Raw genomic sequence first — 24395 nt, 5'->3', positions numbered from 1 at the left:
TATAGTAGAGCCGATCGCAGCCATGGCAGGGCTGCGGGCAAGGCCGAACAACGGACGGGGAGAAACGGCGGTGCGGGATGACGTGGCAGGCGCCAGGACAGGGCGCGCGGCACTGCTGGTGCTGTGCGCCCTGTTGCTGTTGGGGGATCTCGGCTGGTCGCTGCGCGAACGCTCCGTGCAGGAACTGTTCAAGATGCGCCTGCTCGACTTCAGCCGCGATGCCACGCTGCTCAACTTCCTCATCGGCGCCATGCCCGCCCTGATCGCCGTTGGCCTGGGGCCGCCCGTGGGCGCCTGGAGCGACCGCACCCGTTGCCGTTTCGGGCGCCGCATTCCCTTCATTTTCGGCAGCGCCCTCATCGCCACCGCCGGCATGCTCGGCATGGCGTTCAGTACCGGCCTGGCCACGCTGGCCTTCTGCTGGATCGTGTTCGAGATCGCCACGATCGTCGGCAATCCACTGTTCCTCGCCCTGATCAACGACACCGTGCCGCGGCCGGTGCTGGGCCGCTTCTTCGCGCTGTTCCGCATCGTCAGCCTGGTGACCGGCGCCGGCTTCTTCGCGCTGTTCTTCCACAACGAAGCCGCCGCCGTGTTCCAGCCGCTGCTGACGATGATCGCCATGGCCTACCTGGGCTGCATGCTGCTCGTGTGCTGGCGCGTGCGCGAGCCGCCGCATGTTCCCGTGCCGGCTGACGGCTGGTGGCCGCGCGCGGATACGGACGGCAAGTGGTGGCGCCTGTTCGCGGCCGTGGCGCTCGGCGCGGTGGCGGTCCTGCCGATCAACATCAATGCCTTGAACGCGTGCGCGCAGTTCGGCGCGGATGCGGGAGATTTCGGTCGCGCGATCGCGTTGACGTATGCGATTTCCGCCGTGCTGGCATGGCCGATGGGCTGGCTCGCCGACCGCTTCCATCCGCTGCGCGTGGGGACGGTGGCGCTGGCCGCCTATGCCTTGTGCATGCTGGGCGCGTGGCAGCTGGTGGCGGGGCGCACCGGCTTCATCGTCGCCCTCGTGGCGCACGGTGTGCTGGCGGGGTGTTTTCTTACCGGGACCGTTTCGCTGCTGCCGGCCGTGCTGCCGCGCGCCCGCTTTTCGCAGCTGGCGGCGGTGTCGGCTTCGGTGACGGCGGTACTCGTGGTGGCGGCGGCGATGGGCCTGGGAGCGCTGCTGGACGCGACGGGCCGGGACTACCGGCTGCTGTATCCGGCCGGCGCCCTGGCCGCCGGCTGCGGGGTGGTGCTGTGGTGGAGCCTGTGGCGGCGGGAGCTTCCGCCACGGCCTTGAGCTGTTTCCTCAAAACAGGGGTCAGACCCCTGTTTTGAGGAAATTTCTTGAAAACCAGGGTCTGACCCCGGTTTTGCTGTCAGGCAGTCAGTGGCGGGGCTTTTGCGTCGGTGCCCTTGTGCCCCTCGAAATACCGGCCGATCTCCTCCAGCGACTTGCCACGCGTTTCCGGCAGCAGGAACGCGGCGGCGAGGAAGTACACGACGGTGCAGCCGGCCCAGAAGAAGAACATGGGCGCGTAGCCGTGCAGGCCGACCACCGGCAGGAACATGGCGGCCAGCACGGTGGAGACGAACTGGTTCACGAGCAGCGCCACGCTCATGCCGTTCGAGCGGATCCGGTTGGGCATCAGTTCGGACAGCGCGAGCCACACGCACACGCCGGGGCCGACCGCAAAGCTGGCGATGAAGCCCAGCAGGCAGGCCAGCACCAGCCAGCCGTGCATGGCGCTGGGGCGTGGTCCGAGGCGGGCGCGTTCGATGCGTAGCGGCGCAGCCGGCGCGGCCGACATGTCGGGGAACGGGTTCAGGTGCAGGCGCCGGAACGCGGCGCCGATCACGCTGTCGCCTTCCACGGTGGCGGGCGGCGCGATGTTCAGCGATTCGCCGGGGCGCAGGCTGCGCACCTGCGTCAGCGGGCCGTAGCTCCAGGCGATGTCGAGCTGGTAGTCGCCGCCGCCGGCCAGGGCGCGCAGTGCCGGTGCGTCGAGGGCCAGCGCGTTGTCCGCCATGCCTTGCGCGAGAACGGGGCGGATGTCGGCCTGGGCGGATTCGGCGCCACGGAACAGCAGCGCGGCGGCCACCAGCGACAGCACGATGCCGCCCGAGCCCAGCATCAGCAGGAACTTGCGACCCTTGCGGTCGACGAGGATCACGGCCACCACGGTCATCAGCGCATTGAGCACCTTCAGCGCCACGTCGCCCACGTTGCCCATCGTGCCGGACAGGCCGCCCTGGTCGAGGATGGTGACGGCATAGGCCAGCACCGAGTTGATGCCGGTGGCCTGGTTGCACGCGAGGATCAGGCAGGCGAGCAGGAAGGGCAGCACGAAGCGGCGCCGCAGCAGGCTGCCGCCGCCCCGATGGTCCGCCTCATCTCCGGCGGTGCGGATGGCCGCCAGTTCGGCATGCGCGTCGGCTTCCGTGCGGGTACGCCGCAGGGCCAGCAAAGCGTCCGATGCGCGCCCGCGCGCCAGCAGCCAGCGGGGCGATTCGGCCAGCCACAGCACGCCCAGGGAAAACAGGATGCCGGGAGCGAGGCTGAGCCAGAAGATGCGCCGCCACGCGGCATCCTGCACCGCCTGCAGTGCCGCCGGTGCTTCCTGCGCGGCTTGCGCCACCTGGTGCGCGACGAGCAGGCCGATGGCGGCGGCCAGCACGAGGCCGATGGTCAGCAGCAGCTGGAACAGCGCGGTACCGCGGCCGCGCACGGCCGCGGGCAGGCTCTCGGCCAGGTACAGCGGCACGACCACACCGATCAGGCCACCGCTGACGCCCTGCAGCAGGCGGCCGAGCAGCAGCGGCAGGTAGCCGTCGGCCAGCGCGATGACGGGGATGCTCAGGCTGAACAGCAGTCCGGCGGCCAGCATCACGGGCTTGCGGCCCCATTTCTCGGCCAGCGCGCCCGCCGCCAGCGACGACAGCACCGAGCCGAGCAGCACGGCGGCGACGATGAATCCCAGCTGCTGCGACGACAGCTTCCACAGCTGCACGGCGCTGGCTTCCAGCCAGGGCAAGGCGCCGGCGATGATGCCGACGTCGATGCCGTACAGCAGGCCGCCAAGGCCGGCGACGAGCAGCAGATAGCGGGTCTGCAGGCGGGTCTGCAGTTCAGGAGAAGACAGGGGCATGGTTTCCTTCGGCGGGGTTGAGGGCATGGCCGGCGATGACGACCTGCCGGATCTGGAGATCGGTGCCGAGCACCACGAGGTCGGCGCGCTGGCCCGGCACGAGACGGCCACGGTCCTGCAAGCCCAGGTATTCGGCGGGGAAGCGCGTGACGCGGTGCGACGCATCCTCAAGCGTCAGGCCGATGTCAACCAGGTTGCGCAGCGCCTGGTCCATCGTCAGCGCGCTGCCGGCCAGGGAATCGCCCAGCACGAGCCGCACGCAGCCCGCGCATTTCAGCACGCGCTGGCTGCCCAGCATGTATTCGCCGTCCGGCATGCCGGTGGCGGCGGTGGCATCGGTGACGGCGTACAGCCGTGGGATCGCGCGTAGCGCGGCATGCAGCGCGCCCGGCTGCACGTGCCGCAGGTCCGGAATGATCTCAGCGAACTCGCCGTGGGCCAGCGCCGCGGCGGCGATGCCCGGCGCGCGGTGGTCCATGCCGGACATGCCATTGAACAGGTGGGTGAAGCCGGCCAGGCCCGCTTCCAGCGCCGCGACGCCGTCCGCATACGTGCCGGCGCTGTGGCCGGCCTGCACGCGAATGCCCAGCGCCGCCAGCTGCGGGATCAGCGCCAGGTGGCCGGGCACTTCCGGGGCCAATGTCAGCACCCGGATGGGCGCGATCGCGTGCCAGCGGCGCACCACCTCGATCGACCCGGTGGTCACCAGCGGTGGCTGGGCACCGAGGCGCGCGCAGTTGAGGAACGGCCCTTCGAGGTGCACGCCCAGCACCTGTGCAGCATCGGGGTCCGGCGCGGCGATCGCGGCGGCCAAACCATGCAGCGCCCGGTCGATCTGCTCCGGCGGCGCCGTCATCGTCGTGCCGAGCAACGTGGTGGTGCCATGGCGCGCATGCAGGCGGGCCACGCGGCGCGCGGCGTCGCCGCCCTCCATGATGTCGGTGCCGCCGGCGCCATGCACGTGCAGGTCGATGAAGCCGGGCAGCACCAGCCGGTCGTCCGGCGCCGCGTCGTCGGCAATGATGTGGCCGATGCTTCCCGTTCCCGCGTCGACGTGCAGGTAGCCGCGCACCCAGCCATGCGGCGTGAGGATGCGCCCGCCCACGCTGGCGGGGCGGTTTTCAGCTTGTGTCATGGCTTGTGTCATGGCTTGAGTCATGGCTTGAGTCATGGCCTGTCTCCGGCGATCAGTATCCGCACGCCCCGCTGCGACAGTGCCGCGCGCATGTCCGGGTCCAGGCTGGCATCGCTGATGACGGTGTCGACGCGGGCCAGGCTGCAGATGCGGTACAGGCAGATGCGGCCGAACTTCGACGCATCCGCCAGCAGGATGACCTGGCGCGCATGGGCCACCATGCGCGCATTCAGCCGCGCGTCCGTTTCATCGTGCGTGGACAGGCCGAATTCGGCATCGCAGCCGTCGGCGCCGAGGAACAGCTTATCGAACACGTAGTCGTCCAGGCTTGCTTCCGCCTGTGGCCCCAGCAGCGACTGCGACGCCTTGCGCAGCGTGCCGCCGGACAGCAGGAGCTCCACGTCGTTGACAGCCGCCAGCGCGTTGGCGATCGGCAGGCTGTTGGTGAACACGGTCAGCGGCAGCGCGGCCACGGGCTGCGCCAGCCGCCGCGCAAGCTGCAGCGTGGTGCTGCCGGCATCGAGGATCAGCTTGTCGCCGGGCGCGACCAGCCCTGCCGCACAGGCAGCGATGTCCTGCTTGCGGTGGCGGTGCAGCGTGCGCTTCTCGGCCAGCGGCGCTTCCTTGGGCGCCCGCTGCGTGGCGCACGCGCCGCCATGCTGGCGCTGTACCAGGCCGGCGCCGGCCAGCGCCTTCAGGTCGGTGCGGATCGTGACGGCGGACACGCCGAAGCGCTGGGCCAGGCGCGTGACGTGTACTTGTTCCTGCAGCTGCAGCGCCTGCAGGATCTGCTCGCGGCGGCTTTCGTGGCTCAGCATACGGCTTCCGCCGCCGGTGCCTGTTCAGCGGTTTGCGCCACTCCGGCCGGCCTGGCGGCGCCCGCCGTGTTGGCATGGCAGGCTCGCGCATAGCGTGCCAGCACGAGGCCGATCTTGTGGCGAACGAGGTCGGTGGCCCGGGCGGGGAGGGTGCCGTCGAGCACCGCCGCCAGCTGTTCCGGCAGATGCTGGCTGACGAGCGGCAGCGGCAGGTCCATGCCGGCCAGGTTGGCGTGCATGCGATCGAGCGCCCGTGCCACTGCCGGCTCGCCCCAGTAATAGCGGCTGCGGTCGGACAGCGCGTAGCGGCGCAACATGCGCAGCTCGTCCGGCGTGCCGCGGTAGTGCTTCTGCCAGTGGCGCGGCTGTTCGAGCATGCTGCGCTCCAGCACGTCGGCCAGGTGCGAGCGCCGCTCCACGGGCACCAGCGCATCCTCGATCGCCGCCAGCGCGAAGCTGGCTTCGCGCAGCGCGTTCGTCGCGGCCGGTCCCACCTTCAGGATGGCGAAGTGGTCGCGCACGAGTGCATGGAGCGCGCGTTCGGTCTGGTAATCCGTCGAATGGGCCTCGTAGACGAGCCCGGGATGCCTGCCGATGAAAGCCGACAGCTCGGCCGCGTCGGCCGGTGCGTAATGGTGCACCGTGCTGTGGTCGAAATCGACGCCCGGCTGCACCACCAGCGCAATGACCCGCTCCCAGGCGGCGTGTAGGCCGCGGCTGGCGAATGCGCGCGTGTGCGCTTCCAGCGTGGCCGCCGCGGCTTCCGGCCGTGTCACCTGCAGGCCGTCGGCCAGCGATGCCTCGCCGCCGGGGATGGGCACCTCGGTGCCGATCACGTAGACGGGCGGCGGCAGTCCGGCCCGCGCCGCGGCGTCTTCCGCCACCTGCGCCAGGTCGGCCGAGCGGCTGGCGACGATATCGTCGGGCAGCGGCACCGGATCGCCGGCGCACGCCATGCTGCAGTCGATGTGGATCTTGTGGAAACCGGCCAGCACATAGGCGGCGATCAGGTCGCACGCGTTGGCCATCGCCAGGCCGGGCGGCAGGTGCTGCCACGTGTTCGGGCCGAGATGGTCGCCGCCCAGGATCAGGCGATCGCGCGGAAAGCCCGCGCCGTCGGCCAGGTCGCGCACATAGGCGATGTAGTCCGCCGGCGTCATGCCCGTGTAGCCGCCGAACTGGTCGACCTGGTTCGACGTGGCTTCCACCAGCATTGCGCCACCGTATTCCAGCGCCACGGACATGGACGCCAGCAGCACCTGTTCGTTGCTGCAGCAAACGCTGTACAGGCCGACCGGCGCGCCGGCGTGGTGTTCGCGGATCATGGTTTGCAAGGGGGACATCATGGCTCCTGAAAAGAGGAAAAAGCAGGCTGGTGCGCCGCGGTCGCGGCAAGGGAACTGAACGCCTGGCGCGCCAGCAGCGCCGCGCCGCGGGCACCGCCGGCATCGCCGAAAGCGGGTGGCAGGATCGGCGGCACGCCCAGGCCGGGGATCAGGTGCGGGCGGATCGCCCCGGGCAGGCCGGCATACAGGTGCTCCAGGCGCGACAGGCCGCCGCCCAGCACGATCACGTGCGGGTCGTAGGCCAGCACGATGTGCGCCAGCGCCGCGCCGAGCAGGTCGAGGTGGGCATCGAAAACGCGGCCGGCCAGCGGGTCGCCCGCGGCGCGGCGTTCGGTCAGCCGTTCGGCGCTGTCGCCACCGCCGCCGAAGTGCGCATGCAGGCGCCGCAGGCCGGTGCCGGACACATAGCTTTCCAGGCAGGCCGCGCGGCCGCAGGGGCAGGGCAGCAGCGGCAGGCCGTAGCGGCGCAGCAGCGCGGGATCCAGCGGCCAGTGCCCCCATTCGCCGGCGGCGCCGTGCAGGCCGCGCACGAGCCGGCCATCGATCACATAGCCTGCGCCGGCGCCGGTGCCGAGAATGAGCCCGAATGCGCTGCCCTTGCCGTCCGCCACGCCGCCATGGGCCTCGGACAGCGCGAAGCACTGGCAGTCGTTGCCCAGCGCGACCGGGCGTGCCAGGCGTGTGCGCAGTACCGGCAGCAGTTCCCGGCCCGTCAGGCAAGGGACGTTGGCGCACAGGTGGGCGCCGCTGGCCGCATCGACGATGCCGGGCACGCCGATGCCCAAGGAGGTCGTGGCGGCATTGGCGCCCAGCTCCGCGTCGGCGCCACGCACCAGGTCCACCAGTGCTTCGACCAGGGCGTCATGGTCATTGGCGGGCGTGGGAACGCGCTGGCGGTAGCGCACGGCCAGTCCGGCGTGCGGACCGGCCTCGCAGGCCACCAGTTCGATCTTGGTGCCGCCGAGGTCGATGCCGTAGAGCAGGTCAGGCGCGCGCATGGATGGTCACGCCCTGGACCACGCGGTTGACCGTGCCGTCGGGGAATGGCGAGTCCGGTGTCAGCCCGAGGCGCAGCGACTGGTGCAGCGCCAGCAGCTGGGCGAGGATCACATAGGCGGTTGCCAGCCAGGCATCCGGAACCGACTTGTCCGCGCCGAGCGCATGGCCATCGACGGCCACCACGTCCGTCGCGACGCCGTCGCGGCGCAGTTCGGCCAGCAGGTCTTCGTCATAGCGGCGTGCGTGCGGGTCCTGGCTGTGGAACAGCACCACGAGGCTCGACCGGTCGAGTACCGCCTTCGGGCCATGGCGAAACCCCAGCGGCGTATTGGCCAGCGCGACGATCCGGCCGCCGGACAGTTCCAGCACCTTTAACGCCGCTTCGCGCGCCAGTGCTTCGAGCGGGCCAGCACCCAGGTAGACGATGCGCTGCAGCGGCAACTGGCCCAGCGCGTGCCATGTTGCAGCCTGGCTGTCCAGCCAGCGTCCGGCCAGCGCGGCCAGCGCGTCGATCCGCTGCGCCGCCGCCGGCAGCGGTTCCGGCCCGAGCAGGGCGAGGGCGGCCAGCAGCATCGTCGTGAAACTGCTGGTCATGGCGAATCCCTGGTCGCAGCTCGCGGGCGGCAGCAGCAGGTTCATCGTGTCGCTGCTGGCTGCGCCGTCGCGTGCCAGCCGGCCTTCGGCGTTGCAGGTGATGTTGAGGAAACGCGCGCCGGGCACTGCCGCGCGCACCAGCTCCACGGCCGCAAGGCTTTCCGGGCTGTTGCCGCTGCGCGCGAACGACACGAGCAGCACCGGGCGCCCGGCCGGCAGGTAGGCCGCAGGGTGGGTCAGCAGCGTGGTGGTGGCCAGCGCGCGGACCTGGGCGGGCCAGGTCGCGTCGAGATGGTCGGCCGCCAGTTCGCCCGCGTAGGCCGATGTGCCGGCGCCCGTCAGCAGGACCAGCGCGGCCGGGTCGGCCAGCAGCGCATGCAGGCTGGCGCGCGTGCCCGGGGCCAGCCGGTCGAGGCAGGCCGGCACCTGGCGCCAGGTGTCCGGTTGCTGGGCGATTTCCCCTGCGGTGTGCATGCCGCCGCCGGCGGTCCAGCGCGCTGCTGGCAAGTGATGGAGCGTAGTCATTGATGGGTTTGCCTATCGGTTGTTCGATAGAAAACATGATAACGTTAACCTATCGAATATGGCCGGTGGCTTTCGGATTTACTTGCGATCGAAAAAGCGAAGGTGTTGTCCCGTGGCCACCGTGCGCCGCCCGATGCCGGGGCTTTCTATACTCGCCACTCCCTGTGATCGCCAAACGGAGTTGCCCGATGCTGAAATCGCCGTGGATGAAATGGACCATCGTGCTGGGGATCGCCCTGGGCGGATTCTTCGACGGGATCCTGCTGCACCAGGTGCTGCAGTGGCACCATTTGTTGAGCCTCGTGCCCGGCATGGACGACTTGCGGCTGCAGGTGATGTGGGACGGCTATTTCCACGCACTCATGTACGTGCTGGCGCTGCTCGGTATCTACGGGCTGTGGCGGGCGCGCCGCCGTGGCATGGCCGCGCCCGGCATCCCGGCGCTGGCGGCGGCGCTACTGGTGGGCTTCGGTATCTGGCACGTGCTCGACACGGTGTTGTCGCACTGGGTGCTGCGCATCCACCGCGTTCGTGTCGACAGCCCCGATCCGCTGTTCTGGGATCTGCTGTGGCTCGCGCTGTTCGGGCTCGTGCCGCTGGCGCTCGGGGCGTGGCTGCGCAGGCGCCCGCCGGGCACGGGCAATCCGACAGCCACCATTGGCACGCTGGCCATCGCCGTCACGGTGGCTGGCGGCTGGGCATTGCAGGAACCGCCCGGCCAGCAGTTCACGGCCGTCGTGTTCGCGCCGGGCACCACGCCGGCGCAGGTGTTCCGCGCGCTCGACGCCGCCGATGCGCGCCTCGTCTGGACCGATCGGCCGATGGGCGTGGTGCTCGTGTCAGTGCCGGAGGAGCGGCGCTGGCGCTTCTACCGGCACGGCGCCGTGCTGGTGGGCGGTACCGGCTTGCCGGCCGGCTGCATCGGGTGGAGCCGCGTGTAGCAAGGGAAGTCCGGGATCGTCAGCTGCGCAGCAGCCGTACCACCGTATCGATCGTGTAGGGCTTGGCCACGAACTGGCAGTTGCTGTCCATGCCCGCCAGCAGCGCCGGCGACGTGTAGCCCGACGTGAGCACGATCTTCATGCCGGGATGGCTTCGGGCGACCGTGTCGGCCAGCTCGAGCCCGGTCTTGCCGGGCATCATGATGTCCGAGAACAGCGCGTCGACCGCGCCGCCGCCATCGAGCACCTGCAACGCCTCGGCCGCCGAATAGGCCACCCGCACCGTGAAGCCGTGGTTCGCCAGCAGCGCCTCGGCCAGGTCGGCCAGCTCGCGTTCGTCATCGACGACGAGTACCGTGATCGGCCCGGCGGTCACGAATTGCCCACTATCATGCCCGCCGGCCGTGCACCGCCCGGCCAGCGTGGCATCGTCACGGTGAAGGTGGTGCCGTCGGCCGCATTCGAGACCACGCCGACCTGCCCGCCATGGGCGAGCGCGATCTCGCGCGAGATGAACAGGCCGATGCCCAGGCTGGTGCGTTCCGTGTCTTCATCTTCATCGCAGGCGCTGGCGGCGATCCGCACCATGGGATCGAAAATGCTGGCGATCTTGTCCGGCGGGATTGCCGGCCCGCGGTTGTTGATGACGATCGATATCTCGCGATCGGTGTCCGTGACGCCGATCGCCACCGGCGCATCCTTGCTGCCATACTGCAGCGCATTGCCGATGAGGTTCGACAGCATCTGGGCAACGCGGCCTTCATCGAAGACCGCCTCGAGCCGGTGCGGCGCGCGCAAGTCGATGTGGCGCTGTGGGTGGGCGGTGCGCAATTCGTTGGTCACCTGGGTGCACAGGGCTGTCAGGTCGCTCTCGCCGGCCCGGATCGGAATGCCCGGGCCGAGATGGGTGCGCGTGAAATCGATCAGGTCATTAATGAGCCTGCTCATGCGCCTGGCGCCGTCGAACATGCGCTTGGCAACGAGCACGTACTTCGGCGGCACATCGGCCCCCTGCATGATGATGCTCGAGCCGCTGACCAGCGTGCCCAGGGGATTACGCAAGTCGTGGCCGAGGATCGCCAGGAACATGTTCTGCGATTGCTTGACCAGGCTTTGGTAGCGGGCGACCGACTCGGCAAGCGTCTGGTCGACGGCCTCGTTGAACCGCATCATGTCGACCATCACCGTGCCCGAGCAGTCACCCACCCTGGCGGCCCATAGCGCCAGTACGCTGGCACGCAACGCACGGTATTCGGACACGAGCTGCACGACCGTATAGCCGGACAGCAGGCGGGCCTCGGCGTGGACCTCGGCGGCCGTGTCGCCCTTGCCGCGCTTGCCGTGGCCGATGGACTTGGCCGCGGACTCGACGTCGGACTGTTCGGTTTCGAGATCGTCGGCGAACACGAGCAGCATCTGGCGGGCATGGTCGCGCAGGTCGTTGTCGGTCATGGTGAGGGCGGGCGGTTCGATGGTACGCGCGAAATCTTCCCACGCCTGCAGGATCGGTTCCATATTGTCGCGTATGAAAACGGCGAGTCGGGGGGATGTCATGAAGATACTGCCTTATTTGAGCCGCGGCTTTGCAAGATTCGCTTCGACCGGGTGTCCGATAATATCAGCTATGCGGTGAAAATAATTTCTTGCCGGAAGAACGCACAGTAATGAAAAATAAATCCGAAATAATTAGGTATTCACCGCAAAGTGCTGTATCTTTTGTCTGGCACTGAATCAAGTCGTTGTTATTGTTGGTCTTTCTCTCCCGTCTAGCCAATCCGGTTTTCCGTTTGGCGGTCCCGTTTGATTTCCTCCGTTATTCCTCTTGGTCAACCGTGCATACCGGGCGTCTTTGCCCATGCAATATTTAAAGGACTAAATAAAATGACTACTCAAACCGGCACCGTAAAATGGTTCAACGATTCCAAGGGCTTCGGCTTCATTACGCCTGATGCTGGCGGCGGTGACCTGTTCGCACACTTCCAGGACATCCAGTCGGAAGGCTTCAAGAGCCTGTCCGAAAACCAGCGCGTGTCGTTCGAACGCTCGACCGGCCCTAAAGGCGAGAAAGCCGGCAATATCCGCGCGATCTGATATCTGATCGGCCGGACCGGCACTCGCGGCCCGCACCACGCAGATAGCGTGGGCGCCGCAGCGGTGCCAGGCCCGCAATGCAAAAGCCCACCTCACGGTGGGCTTTTGCATTGCGGACTTGAACACATGGGTGTTCCCTGCTACGGCATCGCGGCATGCCCGTTTGGCGGCTGCGCCGGCATCTGCACCAGCGCATTCTTCATTTCCGCCGCCTCGTGCGCCGGCGTGCGGCCGAAGAAGCGCTTGAATTCGCGGCTGAACTGGGAACTGCTTTCATAGCCCACCCGGTGGCAGGCGGTGGCCGCGTTCAGGCCATCCTGCACCATCAGCAGTCGTGCCTTGTGCAGGCGCGTCGTCTTCAGGTACTGGATCGGCGTCGTTTGCGTGACGGCCTTGAAATGCGCGTGGAAGGCGGCCAGGCTCATGCCCGCCTCGCTGGCCAGCGTGCCCACGTCGATGGGCCGGTCGTAGTTCGCATGGATGCGCCGCAGCGCCTTGCCGATCTTCCCGAACTGGCTTTGCTGCGTGAGCGCGGCGTGGATGGCGCCCCCCTGCGGGCCGACGAGCACCCGGTAAACCAGTTCGCGCACGATGCCCGGGCCCAGGATGGCCGCTTCGGTGTCCGATTGCAGCGCCTCCAGCAGCCGCAGCAGCGTATCGCTCATCCGCTCATCGAGCGGCGTGGACACGATGCCGGCGGGCGCGGCGCGCTGGCGATGCCGCTGTTCCAGCGCCAGCACCAGTTCCGCGGCCACCTTCAGGTCGATCGGCACGGACACGGCCAGCATCGGTTCGGCGGGACTGGCCTCGGTCTCGGACTCGAACGGCAGCGGCACGGACAGCACCAGGTAATGGTGAGCGTCATAGACATAGCCTTGACCCCCGGTGAACCCGCGCTTGCGGCCCTGGCAGACGATGACGATGCAGGGGTCGTACATGACGGGCGTGCGCGCGATGCTCTCGTTGGCGCGCATGAATTTCAGGCCGGGCAGGGCCGACAGCGTATAGCCTTCATGGGGCGCCAGCCGTTCGAGCAGGCTGACGATGCGGCGTTGTCGCGAGTCGTTCATGGATGAAAGCGTGCAGGTGCGGGTTTGGAGAATCGGGCAATCGGCAGATATTAATCGATATTTTTCATTGCGCCAGCGGCCGGCATACTTCTTCCATCGCAACGAACAAGGAGAACACCATGAATGCAGCAGAACGGAAAGTCGTCCTGATCACCGGCGCCAGCAGCGGCATCGGCGAGGCCACGGCCATCCACCTTGCCGCACGCGGCATGCACGTGGTCCTGGGGGCGCGCCGCACCGGGCGGCTCGAGGAACTGGCCGCCCGCATCAACGCCGAAGGCGGTTCGGCGGCGGTCCGCGAGCTCGATGTGACAAGCCTGGAAAGCATGCAGGCGTTCGTCGATTTCGCCCTCGAACGCCATGGCCGCGTGGACGTCATCGTCAACAACGCCGGCGTGATGCCGTTGTCGAAGCTCGAGGCGCTCAAGGTCGACGAATGGAACCGCATGATCGACGTGAACGTGCGCGGCGTGCTGCACGGCATCGCCGCGACGCTGCCGGTGATGCAGCGGCAGCGGAGCGGGCAGATCATCAACATGGCGTCGATCGGCGCCTACACGGTCAGCCCCACGGCCGCCGTGTATTGCGCCACCAAGTTCGCCGTCGCCGCGATCTCGGAAGGGTTGCGCCAGGAAGTGGGCGGCGATATCCGCGTCACCGTGGTGTCGCCGGGGGTGGTGGAATCGGAGCTGGCCGAGTCGATTTCGGACCCGGGCGGGCGCGAGGAGATGCGCGCCTTCCGGCGGATCGCCATCAAGCCCGAGGCGATCGCCCGCACGATCCACTTCGCGATCGAGCAGCCGGCCGACGTGGACGTCAGCGAGATCATCGTGCGGCCGACCGCCAGCCCGTACTGACGGCCGGCGCGGCGGCGCTGAACAGTGCGCGCCATCCGCTACACTGCCGGAATCCATATCCAACTGGAGCGAGCATGGCAAACCGGCAGTTCAACTCTCCGCAATTCACGCCCGAAGGGAGCCGCGACGAGCAGGTACCCGCGATCGCGGCCTCGATCGAACAACGCCGGCACCAGATCTTTCCGGTGCTGGCGGAACACGAGATCAGGCGCCTCATGCGCTTCGGCACCGTGTGCACCTACGACGATGGCGTGCGCATCCTCGAGGCGGGCTTCACGCCGTTCGGCATGGTGCTGGTGCTGGCCGGCCGCATGGCGTCGCACCGCTACGACGGGCTGGGCAACTCGGCCCTGATCGTCGAGCATGGCCCGGGCGAGTTCACGGCCGAGGTGTCGCAACTGGCCGGCCGGCCGTCGCTGGTGAACGTGACGGCGCTCGGCCGCGTGGAAGCGCTCGTCATTCCGGCCGACCAGCTGCGTGCTCTCGTGATCGCGGAAGCGGAGCTGGGCGAACGCATCGTGCGGGCACTGATCCTGCGCCGCGTGAACCTGATCGAATCCGGCTCGGGCGGCCCGGTGCTGGTGGGGCCGCCGGGTCACCCGAACGTGTTCCACCTGCAAAGCTTCCTGACGGCGAACGGCCACCCGCATACGGTGCTTGACCCGCGCGAGAACCATGACGCGCAGGCGCTGTGCGAACACTACCAGCCCACGGCGGACGACTGGCCACTGGTCGTGTGCCCGGACGGCAGCGTGAAGATGAACCCCTCCAACGCGGACATGGGCCGCTGCCTCGGCATGCTGCCGGACCTGCCGGCCGACAAGGTTTGGGACGTGATCGTGGTCGGCGCCGGACCTGCCGGTCTGGCCACCGCCGTGTATGCTGCCTCGGAGGGCCTGTCCGTGCTGGCGCTGGAGCAGCGCGCGTACGGCGGGCAGGCGGCGGCCAGCGCGCGCATCGAGAATTACCTGGGCTTCCCCACCGGGATCTCGGGCGGCGCGCTGGCCGGCCGCGCCTACGTGCAGGCGATGAAGTTCGGCGTCGAGGTGGCGATACCGATGGTGGCCGCGCGGCTGGTGTGCGATGCGTCGCCGCTGGCGATCGAGCTGGCCGACGGCCAGCGCGTGCGGGGCCGCACCGTGGTGCTGTCGTGCGGCGCCCGTTACCGCCGGCCGTCGCTGGCGAACATCAGGCAGTTCGAAGGCCGCGGCATCTACTACTGGGCGTCGCGCATCGAGGCGAACCTGTGCGCCGGCGCCGAGGTGATCCTCGTCGGCGGAGGCAATTCGGCGGGACAGGCGGCCGTGTTCCTGTCGGCCCATGCGGCGAAAGTGCACATGCTCGTGCGCGGCGACGGCCTGAAGGCCACCATGTCGACGTACCTGATCGAGCGCATCCGCGCCACGCCCAACATCGAGGTGCACCCGCATACGGAGATCGTGGCGCTGGAAGGCGATGACGAAGGCTTGCAGGCGGTCCGCTGGCGCAACAACCGCTCGCTTGGCGAACGGGAATGCGCGGTATGCCGGGTATTCCTGTTCATCGGCGCCGACCCGAACACGGACTGGCTGGGCGACTGCGGCGTGGACGTCGATGCGCAGGGCTTCATCCGCACCGGCGCGGCGGTGGTGGCGCCGGCCGCAGGAGGAAGCGAAAGCGCACGCGCGGCGCTGGAAACCAGCGTGCCGGGCGTGTTCGCCATCGGCGACGTGCGGTCGGGGTCGACGAAACGCGTGGCGGCCGGCGTGGGCGAGGGCGCCCAGGTGGTGGCGCAGATTCACGGCTACCTGGCGGCAATGCAGTAGCGCCGCGCAGGGACCAGGGCGCGCTTTCATTGTCGAGCGTGTTGTTCGCGGAGCCATTCATGCCGGCAGTGCGCAGGCATGACACATCAGTCGCCGGTGTGCGCCGGCGGCCGGTTGCCTGCCAGGGGGCCTTACGGTTTCCTGGCTGGACCGCCCATGAACAGTACTCGTGCAATCACGTCTTCGGGGACGCCCTGGCTGTAGAGCAGTGCCTTCAGTTTTTCGGAATTGTTTTCGTTATGCAGAGCGAGGGCGGCATTCACATACGCGGCCTGGACGTAATTCTTTCGCCTGCAGACGTAGGCAAGGGTGGGGAACATGGCTTCTTCTCCTGTGAAATCACAGTGGCGCGGAGAAGAGGCGTTAATTCACTTCGCGGAACGTGCAGATGCTTCCACCATAGCACGTTCGGCCCGGGCGATGTGTTTTACCGTCTGGTGCGAGCTGCCTACCTCGCAATCGCGGGATCGAGCGCCTCGGCAATGGCGATGCTGTTGCCGTCCGGGTCCTTGATCATCAGTGTCTTCACGCGCTCGTTGCTGGTGCGGGCGCCAGGCGGCACGCCCATCGCGGCCAGCTTTTGCGCAACGGCTTCGATGTCGCTGACCGCCAGCGTGAACGAGCAATTGCCGGCGCGTTCGGCGCCCTGGTAGACCTGCAGCCCGCCGCCGCGGGGAAACATCCATTCCTCGACTTCGGGCATGGGCCGGTGGCCGCTGGATCCCAGGAGTTCCGTGTACCAGGCCGCGGCCTTGTCGATGTCCTTCACGGCCACGCTGGCCAATGCGTTATCGATGCTCATGTCAGGCTCCTTCCTGTTGTGCGAGTTCGCTGTAGCGCATGTCCGCAGGCGTGTGGCGGGCGATCTCGGCTTTCTGGTCTTCCTCGGCCCGAACGTGTGCGGGGCGGGCGAGGATCGAGCGATGCCAGGCGGCCAGTGCCGGCAGCTCGTCGAGCAGCGAGAGCCGGTCGGCAATCTTGAGGATGGAGGCGAGCATCAGGTCGGCGACGGTGAAGCCATCGCCCACGAACCAGTCGCGCCCGGCGCGCGCATGCTCGAGCATCGACAGCCGCTCTTTCGCCTGCCGCACGACGACCGGGCGCCTGGCTGTCTTCACCTCTTCGTCGTCCATGAAGTATTCGACCTCGGCCACGTTGAACAGCACGGGTTCGAGCGAGTTCAGGCCGGCAATCACCCATTGGAGCGCGGCGGCGCGCTCGGGTGTGCCCTCGGCACCGATGAATCGGCCGGCGCGCATGGCGACGTCGAGCACGATCGCGCCGCTCTCGAAGACGGGCGGCCGGCCATCCTCCTGCAGCACGGGTAGCTGGCCGAATGGCTGCAACGCGCCGCAATACTCTGCCGATTTCATGGTCGGCGCATCCACCAGCCGGACCTCGTAGGGCCAGCCCACTTCGTTGAGGATCCAGCGTGCGCGGTGGTCGCGTACCTGGCCGGCGGCGAACGGTGGTGCCCATTTCATTGCTGTGACGATGATCATCGGATGTCCTCCAGGTGCATGTCGGCGTGCGTATGCGTTCTCATCTAGGACAGCGCCCGCGCCTTGTGCTGCAACTTGTCGAGCGCGCCGTTCCAGCCCCGCTCGTGGCTGTCGCGCGTGGCGTCGTCCCGGAGCAGCGCATGGACGAAGGTCAGCTCGGTGTACCCCGCGCCGACCGGCTCGAATGTGGCCTGCACGCGTGATGGCGGTGAGTCCTCGCCTTCCCACGACCAGCTCATGGCAAGGCGGTGCGGCGGCTCGAATACCTCGAAGTCGCCGAAGCAGCCGTGCTCGCTGCCGTCCAGCATGCGGAAGCGCACATGGAAGCGGCCGCCGGGGCGCGCATCGACCTCCGCGTATGTGACCGGCCCGTCGTCCGGCCCCCACCACAATGCGATCTTGTCGGGTTCGACGAATGCGGCAAAGACGGCCGGGGGCGGTGCCTCGATGATGCGGACGATGGTCAGGCTGGTCACGAAGAATCCTCCCCGGATGCAGGTGGCCCGGTTGGCTCCGGGACGGCGACGAAGGCGGCAAGCCGGTCCAGGCGGCTCGTCCAGAACGTTTCGGTGCGCTGCAGCCATGCCATCGCCTCGGCCATGGCGGCCGGCTGCAGCGTCACGGTGACGGTGCGGCCGGTCTTGTGCCGCGACACCAGCGCGGCACGCTCCAGCACGCTCAAGTGCTTGAGCACGGTCGGCATCGCCAGCGGCAACGGTGCCGCCAGTTCGCTTACCGTAAGCGACCGTGCATGCGCCAGCCGCCGCAGCATGGCCCGCCGGGATGGATCGCCCAGCGCACGGTAGATCGTGTCGAGCCTGTCCGTTTGCATCAGTTCACTATAGGGTGAAGTGTTTGGCGTTTCAAGGTGAACTTGCGCCACGGCGTCGGGTTGTCCTGGAGGCGAGACGGATCACCTTTCCCTGTTCGCAGGCAGTTAAAACAGCAGAGCTCATTGATTGGCTCGATTTCGCGCATGGGGCCCAGTATGGTATCGGCTGGATCGACGTATTGCGCGAGCAGTCGTCCAGTTTTCGATTGCCGAAATTCGGAACCGATGATGGAGGAAATCTTGCGATCGAGCTGATAAGGAAGTTTTATGCCCGCAACCAGGTGTTTGCGGGCTATACAACGCAGTACGAGTATTTTGCCAAACATGCCATGTTCCCGAGCGAGCATCAGCAATATGTAGAACGGCTGGGTAAGACCAGGACCGTTGGCGGTTGCCACGTGCTCCTGTCGAAACAGCATTTGTCAAAGCCAAAGCAGATATAGGACGGAGCACCGGGGAAGGCCGGCACATGCCGGCCATTACTCAACCACTATTCCACCCGCTCAGAACCGGTAATCGACCGTCACCCCCACGCGCCGGAACGAGTTTTCGCCCAGGCCATAGGCAAAGCCGGACCCGGCGCCCTTGCCCGGCAGCGGGTAGATGATGGCGTTGGGCACCCGCGTGTCGTTCAGGTTGCGCGCATACAGTTGCGCACTCCATTTGTTGTCCGGCGCGTTCAGCGACAGGCGCAGCGACGAGATCGTGTGGCCGCGGAAGCTGCAGTTGTCGTCGATGGAATTGCAATAACGCACGCGGCTCTTGTACACCAGGTCGCCGCCCAGGCGCAGTTCGTACTCGCCCGGCAGGTCCCAGCTGTAGTCGGCCGACGCGGTGACCTTCTGCTTCGGCGAGTACAGCAGGCGCCTGCCGCCCACGTCCTGGCCATCGAAGATGAAGCCCGTCGGGTAGGCGGTGTCCAGGATCACGGCCATCGACAGGCCCAGTTGCAGTTGCGGCAGCGGGCGGGCGCGCAGGTCGGCCTCGAAGCCCTTGCTGGTCACTTCCGGCACGTTCAGCGGAATGCAGCTCAAGGCGCCCACCGCAGTGAGCGTGCAGTTCTGCTCCTGGAAATCCTTGATCTTCGTGTGGAACACGGCCAGGTCGACATCGAGCCTGCGGTCCAGCAGCGACAGTTTCGTGCCCACTTCCACGCTCGTCGGCAATTCCGGATTGACCAGCTTGCCCGAGTAGGCCCCCGCCGCGGTGGCGGCACTGACGGGCGACGCGTTGTCGACCTGCGGGCCCTTGTAGCCGCGGCTCAGCGTCGCGTACACGTTGGCCTGTTTCGAGAACGTGTGCTGCAGGCCCACCTTGCCGGAGACGTTGGTCTCGTTCGTATCGCCGCTGGCAGTCTTGACCGTGGTCGGCACGCTGAACGCAGCGAAGTTCACGGTACTGCCTTCGATATAGCTGGCCGATACCGCATCCCTGGTGTAACGCAGCCCGGCGATCAGGCTGGTGGCCGGCGTGAAGCGCCACGTGGCCTGGCCGAATACCGCTTTGGTCGTCATCTGCGCGTGTTCGGTCGTGTCGGTGACGATCGAGCGGGGCACGGCGGCGGGCAGCGCGGGGTTGGGCTGGATCGTCGTGATGGTCTGCTTGTCGATCTTCGAGTCCGCGTAGAACAGGCCCGCCACGTACTCCAGTTGCCGGCCGCTCGGCGAGGCAATGCGCAGCTCCTGCGAAAACTGTTTCGATTCCTGTGCCGGTGTCAGGTTGCGGATCTTGTCGTAGCCGAGCGACATGTCGATACCGCTGGAGTTCGGGCCCACGTTGCGCTCGCGCCAGGCAGTGATGGAAGTCAGCGTCGAGCCATTGGCGAGGGTCCAGTCGACCTGGCCGGAAAGGCCGCGCACCTTGCTGTGCGAGAGTTCCGTCGCATCGCTGCAGATCTGGTTGTTGGTGCGCGACACCGTCACGCCGCAGGCGGCGAACTCGGCCAGCGGCCGGTGGTTGCCCGCCGTGTTGGTGACGTTCGCGATTGCCGGCGCAAAGAATGTCGCGTAATCGACACGGGTGTTCGAAGCCTCGCCGATCACGTTGATGGACAGGTCGCTGTTCGGGCGCAGCAGGTAGCGCAGGCGGATGCCCGCGTTGTCGGCCACGCTGTCCTTGTCGTTGTGGACATTGTGGTACACGCCCTTGTTGCGTTCGACCAGGCCGGAAACGCGCAGCGCCGAGATCTCGTTGATCGGCAGGTTGACCGTCGAGCGCACGGCGGCGCCGTAGGTGCCCTTGTACTCGAGCTGCACGTTGCCGCCGGTGTCGCCGATCATCGGCGCCTGGGTCGACATATTGAGTACGCCCGCCGAGGCGTTCTTGCCGAACAGCGTGCCCTGCGGCCCGCGCAGCACCTCCACCCGCGCCAGGTCGAGCATCAGGCCACTGGCCGTCGATCCCTGCGGCACGCCATCCACCACCACGCCGACCGAACCCTCGGCCGACGTGGTCATCACGGCCGTGCCGATGCCGCGGATCGACGCGCTGCCGCCCGGGCCGCTGGTCGAACTCTGGTCGCCGAACTCCAGTGCGGCGGCGGTCTTGGCCAGGTCGCCGATGTCCTTGACGCCGGCGCGCTCCAGCTGCGCGGCATTGACGACGGTGATCGCCAGCGGGACTTCCTTGATGTTCTGCGTGCGCTTCTGCGCCGTAACGACGACGGTCTCGATGCCGCTATCCCGTTTCGATGGCGCTGCAACGGCGGCAGCCGGTTCCACGACGGCAGCCGTTTCCGCGGCGGGGGCCGCGGCCTCCTGGGCGAGTGCTGGCTGGATGGCTGCAAGGCTCATGGCGAGGATGGTGAGCTGGCCGATGGCCGGCTGGTAAACATGGATGCGCATCTTGTCTCCTGGGTAATTGCCGGATCTGTGCCGGCTAGATGTGTGCGACGCTGGTGCTGTCCCGGCCCGGGGCCGGCCAGCCCCGGTCGATTGAGGCGAGTATAGGTTCGGCGTTTCGGCGGCCTGAAGCCGTAATTCCTGATACCTGCTATCGCGTGCCGCAGGTGATGGCTGGCGCCCCGAACGATCGCAATCGGTGATACGTCGTATCAAAACTCAGGCGTTCGGTTTTGACAGGGCCGCTGATATCGTTGATTCCACAAGAACGTCACAACAATGTGGAGACAACCATGCAGAACCTCGCTCAAGGGCGTGCGCCGGAGACCTGGCGCGGCCGCGGCATCCTCATGCTGTGCCACTTTACCGGCATGGTCGACCTGGTCGCGCTGCCCGTCTGGGTCGGTGCGCTGGTCCAGCACTACCAGTTCAGTCTCGAACAGGCAGGTATCACGGTCACCGCCTTCCTGGCCGGCGCGGTGGCCGCCAGCCTGTTCACGGCGCCCCGGTTTGGCCGGCTGCCGCGCACTGCCTGCGTCGCAGGCGGCTATGGCATCGCCGCGCTGGCATTCGCAGGTGCCGCCTTCACGCCAGACTTCGGCATCCTGGCCTTGCTGCACCTGGTCGCCGGCTTGGCTGCGGGTACCGCGCTGTCGGTCACGCACGGCACCATCGGCCGCAGCGCCGATCCGCACCGGCTATTCGCGCTGGCCGGCACCGCGCTGGGCATCGGCGCCGTGGTGTTCTACGCTGCTGTGCCGCCGGCGATCGCAACGCATGGCGGCGCCACGCTGTTCAAGGTGCTGGGCGGCCTGATGGCCGTGACGGCGCTGGCGGCGCTGGCCTTCCCGCGGCATGCGAAAGCGGGGCACGAACATGTCGTGCACGGGCGGTTGTCCCGCGGCGCCTGGTGGGCCATTTTCGGCGTTACCGCGATGGCGCTGAACCAGGCGCTCACGTTCAGCATGCTGGACCGGATCGGCATCATGCGCGGCTTCGGACAGGAAGCCGTGAACCAGTTGCTGGTCGTGGTCGGCCTGGTGAACCTGCTGCCCGCGGCCATTGCCGGCTTCCTGGACAAGCGCCTGAACCCGGTGCGCGTGGCCCTCGTGGCGGCGCCGCTGCAGGCCGTGCTGGCCGTGACGATCTCGCTGGCCGCCGGCTATCCGCAATACGCGCTGGCGGCCAGCGTCTACCCGGCCGTGCTGATCTTCATGCACACCTTCCTGTTCGGCCTGATCGCCCGGCTCGACCCGAGCGGCCGCGCGCTGGCGTCCACGCCGGCCATGATGATGACCGGATCGGCGATCGGCCCGGCACTGGCGGGCACGGTGGCGACACACGCCGGCTTCGGCGGCCTGGCCGCGCTGGCGGTGCTCGTCGGCGCCTGCGCCACGCTGTGTTTTGCGCTGGTGGCACGCCAGGCCCGTACGCCCGCCGCGGCGGCCGCCTGAATACTTTGCTTTTTAAAGGAGCACCGATGACACACGCACTGACCCAACCTCTGACCCAACCTCTGACTCTCGCCGAAGCCAACGGCATCCTGCATGCCGCGCTTGCCGCGGCGCGCGCCGCGAACATGCCGCCGGTGGCGGTCGTGGTGCTGGATGGGGCCGGGCACCTGGTGGCCCTGCAGCGCGAGGATGGCGCCAGCATGCTGCGCGCCGACATCGCGCTCGGGAAGGCCTGGGCGGCGGCCGGCATGGGCGTGGCCGGCAGCGTGCTGCATGGGCGCGCGCAGGGCAATCCCGCCTTCTTCAACGCACTGGCCGCGACCGGCCAGGGCAAGTTCATTCCACAGGCCGGCTCGGTGCCCGTGGTCCGCGACGGCATCGTCATCGGCGCTGTCGGCGCCAGCGGCGGCAAGGGCGAGGACGACGAAGCGATCTGCGCCGCCGGCGTGCTGGCCGCGGGACTGGCGACGGCATGACGATGGGCTTTCACGAGCACCCGGCCTGCACCTGCGGCATCGACGTGCATGCGCACTTCATCCCACATGATTTCCCCCGCTACCTGGGCAGCGCCGTGCCGGCCGACTGGCCATCGATGGCGCCGGCCCATGCCTGTCACCGCCACGTGATAATTTCCGGGAAGGTGTACCGCACCGTGTCGGAGATGGCGTGGAGCCCGACCCGCCGCGTCGCCGACATGGATGACATGGGCCTGGCCCGCCAGGCGATCTCGCCGATGCCGGAACTGCTGTCGTACTGGATGGCGCCCTGCGCGGCGGCCCAGCTGGTGCGCTACGTGAACGACCAGATCGCGGCCGCGGTGGAACTGGCTGGAGGCCGGCTGGTCGGCATGGGCGCCGTGCCGCTGCAGGACATGGACCTGGCGCTGGCCGAGCTGGATTACCTGACCGGGCAGCTGGGCTTTCGCGCCATCGAGATCGGCAGCAACATCAATGGCCGCCCGCCCGGCGCGCCCGAATTCGCGCCGTTCTTCGCCGCGTGCGAAGAGAAGGGTGTGGCGGTATTCGTCCACGCGCTGAAACCGGCCGGCGCGGACCGGCTGGTCGGCCCGTCGAACCTGCTGCAGGCACTGGGCTATCCTACCGAAGTGGGGCTGGCGGCGGCTTCCGTGCTGACCTCGAACCTGGTGGAACGCCATCCCCGCCTGCGCATGGCATTCAGCCACGGCGGCGGCACGCTGGCCATGCTGCTGCCGCGCCTCGAACAGGCCCGCAAGGTGTTCCCGGCGCTGGCCGAGGCGATGCCGGTCGGCCCGTCGGAACAGGCGCGGCGCCTGTTCTACGACACGCTGGTGTTCGATGCGCCCACGCTGGGCGTGCTGCTGCAGCGCTTCGGCGCCGATGCGCTGATGATCGGCACCGATTACCCGTTTGCATTCCGCGACGCGCGGCCGGTGGCCAGCATCGAGGCCGCCGTGTCCGATCCATCGGTGCGCGAGCGGCTCGTTGCCGGCAACGCCGCGCGCTTTCTTGCCCTCGATATCGCCATCAATTCCCAAGGAGTACCCGCATGACTTCCGCACCAGCCGGCCAGCTGCGCAGCATCGCGATCGGCGTGACCGACCTCGATGCCGCCGAACGGTTCTACACCGGCACCTGGCACCTTCAAACCGTGGCCCGCACGGGCGACGCCGTCTACCTGCGCGGCACCGGCAGCTTCCACCACATCCTGTCGCTGCATCGCGGCGCGCAGCCGGACGTGCGCAACCTGACCTTCAGCGTGGCGGCACCCGGCGACCTGGCGGCGATCGCCAGCCGCACGCCCGGCGCCGGCGGCACGGTCCTTTCCGGCCCGGCACCGCTGGACGAGCCGGGCGGCGGCACGGCCGTCGTCATCGCCGATCCGCAGGGGCGCATCCTGCGCTTCGTGCATGGCGACGAACGCCACGTCGCCACGGATGTGGGGCGCGATGCAAAGCGGGATGCACCGGTCCGCATCACGCACGCGGTATTCAACAGCGCCGACGTGGCCGCCGCGCAGAAATTCTTCGAAGAGGCGCTCAGTTTCCGCCTGTCCGACCGGACTCGCGTGATGGCGTTCATGCGCTGCAATACGGACCACCACAGCATCGCGCTGGCCGATGCCGATTCGAACACGCTGAACCACATCGCCTTCGTGATGCCCGACCTCGACGCGGTGATGCGCGGCGCCGGCCGCATGAGTGATGCCGGCTGGCCGATCGAGTGGGGCGTGGGCCGCCACGGCCCCGGCAACAACGTGTTTGCGTACTTCGTCGGGCCGGACGATTTCGTCATCGAATACACGGCCGACGTGCAGCAGGTCGACGACAGCTACAAGGTCGGCGCGCCATCCGACTGGACCTGGCCGCCCGGCCGCTTCGACCAGTGGGGCGTGTCGAAGCCGCCCTCGGACCGCATCAAGCAGGCGCAAAAGAAAATCCGGTTCATCGAACCCACCAAGTAATCAATCA

25 protein-coding genes are annotated in these 24395 nt (G+C 68.0%); 9 read left to right on the top strand and 16 right to left on the bottom strand.

The annotated features are described in order from the left end of the window. The first annotated feature begins 22 nt into the window (after nt 1-22). Entirely contained in the window at nt 23-1288 is a 1266-nt protein-coding gene (locus EWM63_RS03290; protein ID WP_130185264.1) for an MFS transporter, read from the top strand. A gap of 79 nt (nt 1289-1367) precedes the next feature. Here the strand turns inward: EWM63_RS03290 and EWM63_RS03285 are convergent, their stop codons facing one another. The 6 genes from EWM63_RS03285 to EWM63_RS03260 are packed head-to-tail and all read right to left on the bottom strand — an operon-like array spanning nt 1368 to nt 8554. Beyond that, nucleotides 1368-3137, bottom strand: coding sequence for an MFS transporter (locus EWM63_RS03285; RefSeq protein WP_130185263.1), 1770 nt, complete (start codon nt 3135-3137; stop codon nt 1368-1370). Next, complete coding sequence (locus EWM63_RS03280) at nt 3118-4272, bottom strand: N-acetylglucosamine-6-phosphate deacetylase (RefSeq protein ID WP_130185262.1); 1155 nt, start codon at nt 4270-4272, stop codon at nt 3118-3120. Before EWM63_RS03280 ends, EWM63_RS03285 begins: the two co-directional genes overlap by 20 nt. A 32-nt stretch (nt 4273-4304) precedes the next feature. Beyond that, nucleotides 4305-5090, bottom strand: coding sequence for a DeoR/GlpR family DNA-binding transcription regulator (locus tag EWM63_RS03275; protein WP_130185261.1), 786 nt, complete (start codon nt 5088-5090; stop codon nt 4305-4307). Next, nucleotides 5084-6436 (bottom strand): D-tagatose-bisphosphate aldolase, class II, non-catalytic subunit, encoded by a 1353-nt coding sequence (locus EWM63_RS03270; RefSeq protein WP_207221234.1) that lies wholly within the window; start codon nt 6434-6436, stop codon nt 5084-5086. Before EWM63_RS03270 ends, EWM63_RS03275 begins: the two co-directional genes overlap by 7 nt. Beyond that, on the bottom strand, nt 6433-7434 hold the full coding sequence (locus EWM63_RS03265) for an ROK family protein (protein ID WP_130185260.1): 1002 nt from the start codon (nt 7432-7434) through the stop codon (nt 6433-6435). Before EWM63_RS03265 ends, EWM63_RS03270 begins: the two co-directional genes overlap by 4 nt. After that, nucleotides 7421-8554 (bottom strand): SIS domain-containing protein, encoded by a 1134-nt coding sequence (locus EWM63_RS03260; RefSeq protein ID WP_130185259.1) that lies wholly within the window; start codon nt 8552-8554, stop codon nt 7421-7423. The genes EWM63_RS03265 and EWM63_RS03260 overlap by 14 nt, the downstream gene beginning before the upstream one ends. A gap of 188 nt (nt 8555-8742) precedes the next feature. Between EWM63_RS03260 and EWM63_RS03255 the strand changes: the two genes are divergently transcribed. After that, nucleotides 8743-9495, top strand: a complete 753-nt coding sequence (locus tag EWM63_RS03255; protein ID WP_130185258.1) for a DUF2243 domain-containing protein — start codon at nt 8743-8745, stop codon at nt 9493-9495. A 19-nt stretch (nt 9496-9514) separates the two neighbouring features. Here the strand turns inward: EWM63_RS03255 and EWM63_RS03250 are convergent, their stop codons facing one another. Next, nucleotides 9515-9871 (bottom strand): response regulator, encoded by a 357-nt coding sequence (locus EWM63_RS03250; protein WP_130185257.1) that lies wholly within the window; start codon nt 9869-9871, stop codon nt 9515-9517. Next, the gene (locus EWM63_RS03245; protein WP_165390742.1) at nt 9868-11010 is read right to left on the bottom strand and encodes a sensor histidine kinase; all 1143 of its coding nucleotides are present in this window, start codon (nt 11008-11010) and stop codon (nt 9868-9870) included. The genes EWM63_RS03250 and EWM63_RS03245 overlap by 4 nt, the downstream gene beginning before the upstream one ends. 366 nt (nt 11011-11376) lie before the next feature. Here EWM63_RS03245 and EWM63_RS03240 point away from each other — a divergent pair, with 366 nt between their 5' ends. After that, nucleotides 11377-11586, top strand: coding sequence for a cold-shock protein (locus EWM63_RS03240; protein WP_130185255.1), 210 nt, complete (start codon nt 11377-11379; stop codon nt 11584-11586). A gap of 140 nt (nt 11587-11726) precedes the next feature. Here the strand turns inward: EWM63_RS03240 and EWM63_RS03235 are convergent, their stop codons facing one another. After that, on the bottom strand, nt 11727-12656 hold the full coding sequence (locus EWM63_RS03235) for an AraC family transcriptional regulator (RefSeq protein ID WP_130185254.1): 930 nt from the start codon (nt 12654-12656) through the stop codon (nt 11727-11729). A gap of 119 nt (nt 12657-12775) precedes the next feature. Between EWM63_RS03235 and EWM63_RS03230 the strand changes: the two genes are divergently transcribed. Together EWM63_RS03230 and EWM63_RS03225 are read left to right on the top strand one after the other, a co-directional pair. Then, entirely contained in the window at nt 12776-13513 is a 738-nt protein-coding gene (locus EWM63_RS03230) for an SDR family oxidoreductase (RefSeq protein ID WP_130185253.1), read from the top strand. Nucleotides 13514-13587: 74 nt separating this feature from the next. Beyond that, entirely contained in the window at nt 13588-15318 is a 1731-nt protein-coding gene (locus EWM63_RS03225; RefSeq protein WP_130185252.1) for an FAD-dependent oxidoreductase, read from the top strand. A 131-nt stretch (nt 15319-15449) separates the two neighbouring features. Here EWM63_RS03225 and EWM63_RS03220 read toward each other — a convergent pair whose 3' ends face one another. The 7 genes from EWM63_RS03220 to EWM63_RS03190 all read right to left on the bottom strand — a co-directional run bounded on the left by EWM63_RS03220 (nt 15450) and on the right by EWM63_RS03190 (nt 20495). Continuing rightward, complete coding sequence (locus EWM63_RS03220) at nt 15450-15638, bottom strand: hypothetical protein (RefSeq protein ID WP_130185251.1); 189 nt, start codon at nt 15636-15638, stop codon at nt 15450-15452. A 128-nt stretch (nt 15639-15766) separates the two neighbouring features. Further along, nucleotides 15767-16120: a VOC family protein gene (locus EWM63_RS03215; RefSeq protein ID WP_130185250.1), complete on the bottom strand. Its 354-nt coding sequence runs from the start codon at nt 16118-16120 to the stop codon at nt 15767-15769. 1 nt (nt 16121) lies between these two features. Then, nucleotides 16122-16820 carry a glutathione S-transferase family protein gene (locus EWM63_RS03210; protein WP_130185249.1) on the bottom strand — a complete coding sequence of 233 codons (699 nt, stop codon included), beginning with the start codon at nt 16818-16820 and terminating at the stop codon, nt 16122-16124. Between the two features lie 44 nt (nt 16821-16864). Further along, a complete protein-coding gene (locus tag EWM63_RS03205; RefSeq protein ID WP_229487704.1) occupies nt 16865-17296 on the bottom strand; it encodes an SRPBCC family protein in 432 nt (143 codons plus the stop codon). After that, nucleotides 17293-17652 (bottom strand): ArsR/SmtB family transcription factor, encoded by a 360-nt coding sequence (locus EWM63_RS03200; RefSeq protein WP_130185247.1) that lies wholly within the window; start codon nt 17650-17652, stop codon nt 17293-17295. Before EWM63_RS03200 ends, EWM63_RS03205 begins: the two co-directional genes overlap by 4 nt. Continuing rightward, nucleotides 17652-18050, bottom strand: coding sequence for a hypothetical protein (locus EWM63_RS03195; protein ID WP_130185246.1), 399 nt, complete (start codon nt 18048-18050; stop codon nt 17652-17654). The genes EWM63_RS03200 and EWM63_RS03195 overlap by 1 nt, the downstream gene beginning before the upstream one ends. 105 nt (nt 18051-18155) lie before the next feature. Then, a complete protein-coding gene (locus EWM63_RS03190) occupies nt 18156-20495 on the bottom strand; it encodes a TonB-dependent receptor (protein ID WP_130185245.1) in 2340 nt (779 codons plus the stop codon). Nucleotides 20496-20785: 290 nt separating this feature from the next. Here EWM63_RS03190 and EWM63_RS03185 point away from each other — a divergent pair, with 290 nt between their 5' ends. From EWM63_RS03185 to EWM63_RS03170, 4 genes are read left to right on the top strand one after another with little or no spacing between them, the layout of a single operon-like run. Further along, nucleotides 20786-21946 carry an MFS transporter gene (locus EWM63_RS03185; protein ID WP_130185244.1) on the top strand — a complete coding sequence of 387 codons (1161 nt, stop codon included), beginning with the start codon at nt 20786-20788 and terminating at the stop codon, nt 21944-21946. Between the two features lie 26 nt (nt 21947-21972). Next, nucleotides 21973-22422, top strand: a complete 450-nt coding sequence (locus EWM63_RS03180; protein WP_130185243.1) for a GlcG/HbpS family heme-binding protein — start codon at nt 21973-21975, stop codon at nt 22420-22422. Beyond that, entirely contained in the window at nt 22419-23477 is a 1059-nt protein-coding gene (locus EWM63_RS03175) for an amidohydrolase family protein (protein WP_130185242.1), read from the top strand. The genes EWM63_RS03180 and EWM63_RS03175 overlap by 4 nt, the downstream gene beginning before the upstream one ends. Beyond that, nucleotides 23474-24388 carry a VOC family protein gene (locus tag EWM63_RS03170; RefSeq protein ID WP_130185241.1) on the top strand — a complete coding sequence of 305 codons (915 nt, stop codon included), beginning with the start codon at nt 23474-23476 and terminating at the stop codon, nt 24386-24388. The genes EWM63_RS03175 and EWM63_RS03170 overlap by 4 nt, the downstream gene beginning before the upstream one ends. Nucleotides 24389-24395: the final 7 nt, after the last annotated feature.

The sequence above is a fragment of the Pseudoduganella lutea genome (assembly GCF_004209755.1).
Classification (GTDB): Bacteria; Pseudomonadota; Gammaproteobacteria; order Burkholderiales; family Burkholderiaceae_D; genus Rugamonas; species Rugamonas lutea.
Note: the sequence above shows the minus strand (reverse complement) of the source record. Positions and strands in the feature narration are given on the sequence as shown.

What these genes read in the sequence shown, in the direction of transcription:
- EWM63_RS03290 (WP_130185264.1), top strand. Translation starts at nt 23, where the DNA reads ATGGCAGGGCTGCGGGCAAGGCCGAACAACGGACGGGGAGAAACGGCG.
- EWM63_RS03285 (WP_130185263.1), bottom strand. Translation starts at nt 3,137, where the DNA reads ATGCCCCTGTCTTCTCCTGAACTGCAGACCCGCCTGCAGACCCGCTAT.
- EWM63_RS03280 (WP_130185262.1), bottom strand. Translation starts at nt 4,272, where the DNA reads ATGACACAAGCTGAAAACCGCCCCGCCAGCGTGGGCGGGCGCATCCTC.
- EWM63_RS03275 (WP_130185261.1), bottom strand. Translation starts at nt 5,090, where the DNA reads ATGCTGAGCCACGAAAGCCGCCGCGAGCAGATCCTGCAGGCGCTGCAG.
- EWM63_RS03270 (WP_207221234.1), bottom strand. Translation starts at nt 6,436, where the DNA reads ATGATGTCCCCCTTGCAAACCATGATCCGCGAACACCACGCCGGCGCG.
- EWM63_RS03265 (WP_130185260.1), bottom strand. Translation starts at nt 7,434, where the DNA reads ATGCGCGCGCCTGACCTGCTCTACGGCATCGACCTCGGCGGCACCAAG.
- EWM63_RS03260 (WP_130185259.1), bottom strand. Translation starts at nt 8,554, where the DNA reads ATGACTACGCTCCATCACTTGCCAGCAGCGCGCTGGACCGCCGGCGGC.
- EWM63_RS03255 (WP_130185258.1), top strand. Translation starts at nt 8,743, where the DNA reads ATGCTGAAATCGCCGTGGATGAAATGGACCATCGTGCTGGGGATCGCC.
- EWM63_RS03245 (WP_165390742.1), bottom strand. Translation starts at nt 11,010, where the DNA reads ATGGAACCGATCCTGCAGGCGTGGGAAGATTTCGCGCGTACCATCGAA.
- EWM63_RS03240 (WP_130185255.1), top strand. Translation starts at nt 11,377, where the DNA reads ATGACTACTCAAACCGGCACCGTAAAATGGTTCAACGATTCCAAGGGC.
- EWM63_RS03235 (WP_130185254.1), bottom strand. Translation starts at nt 12,656, where the DNA reads ATGAACGACTCGCGACAACGCCGCATCGTCAGCCTGCTCGAACGGCTG.
- EWM63_RS03230 (WP_130185253.1), top strand. Translation starts at nt 12,776, where the DNA reads ATGAATGCAGCAGAACGGAAAGTCGTCCTGATCACCGGCGCCAGCAGC.
- EWM63_RS03225 (WP_130185252.1), top strand. Translation starts at nt 13,588, where the DNA reads ATGGCAAACCGGCAGTTCAACTCTCCGCAATTCACGCCCGAAGGGAGC.
- EWM63_RS03220 (WP_130185251.1), bottom strand. Translation starts at nt 15,638, where the DNA reads ATGTTCCCCACCCTTGCCTACGTCTGCAGGCGAAAGAATTACGTCCAG.
- EWM63_RS03215 (WP_130185250.1), bottom strand. Translation starts at nt 16,120, where the DNA reads ATGAGCATCGATAACGCATTGGCCAGCGTGGCCGTGAAGGACATCGAC.
- EWM63_RS03210 (WP_130185249.1), bottom strand. Translation starts at nt 16,820, where the DNA reads ATGATCATCGTCACAGCAATGAAATGGGCACCACCGTTCGCCGCCGGC.
- EWM63_RS03200 (WP_130185247.1), bottom strand. Translation starts at nt 17,652, where the DNA reads ATGCAAACGGACAGGCTCGACACGATCTACCGTGCGCTGGGCGATCCA.
- EWM63_RS03190 (WP_130185245.1), bottom strand. Translation starts at nt 20,495, where the DNA reads ATGCGCATCCATGTTTACCAGCCGGCCATCGGCCAGCTCACCATCCTC.
- EWM63_RS03185 (WP_130185244.1), top strand. Translation starts at nt 20,786, where the DNA reads ATGCAGAACCTCGCTCAAGGGCGTGCGCCGGAGACCTGGCGCGGCCGC.
- EWM63_RS03180 (WP_130185243.1), top strand. Translation starts at nt 21,973, where the DNA reads ATGACACACGCACTGACCCAACCTCTGACCCAACCTCTGACTCTCGCC.
- EWM63_RS03175 (WP_130185242.1), top strand. Translation starts at nt 22,419, where the DNA reads ATGACGATGGGCTTTCACGAGCACCCGGCCTGCACCTGCGGCATCGAC.
- EWM63_RS03170 (WP_130185241.1), top strand. Translation starts at nt 23,474, where the DNA reads ATGACTTCCGCACCAGCCGGCCAGCTGCGCAGCATCGCGATCGGCGTG.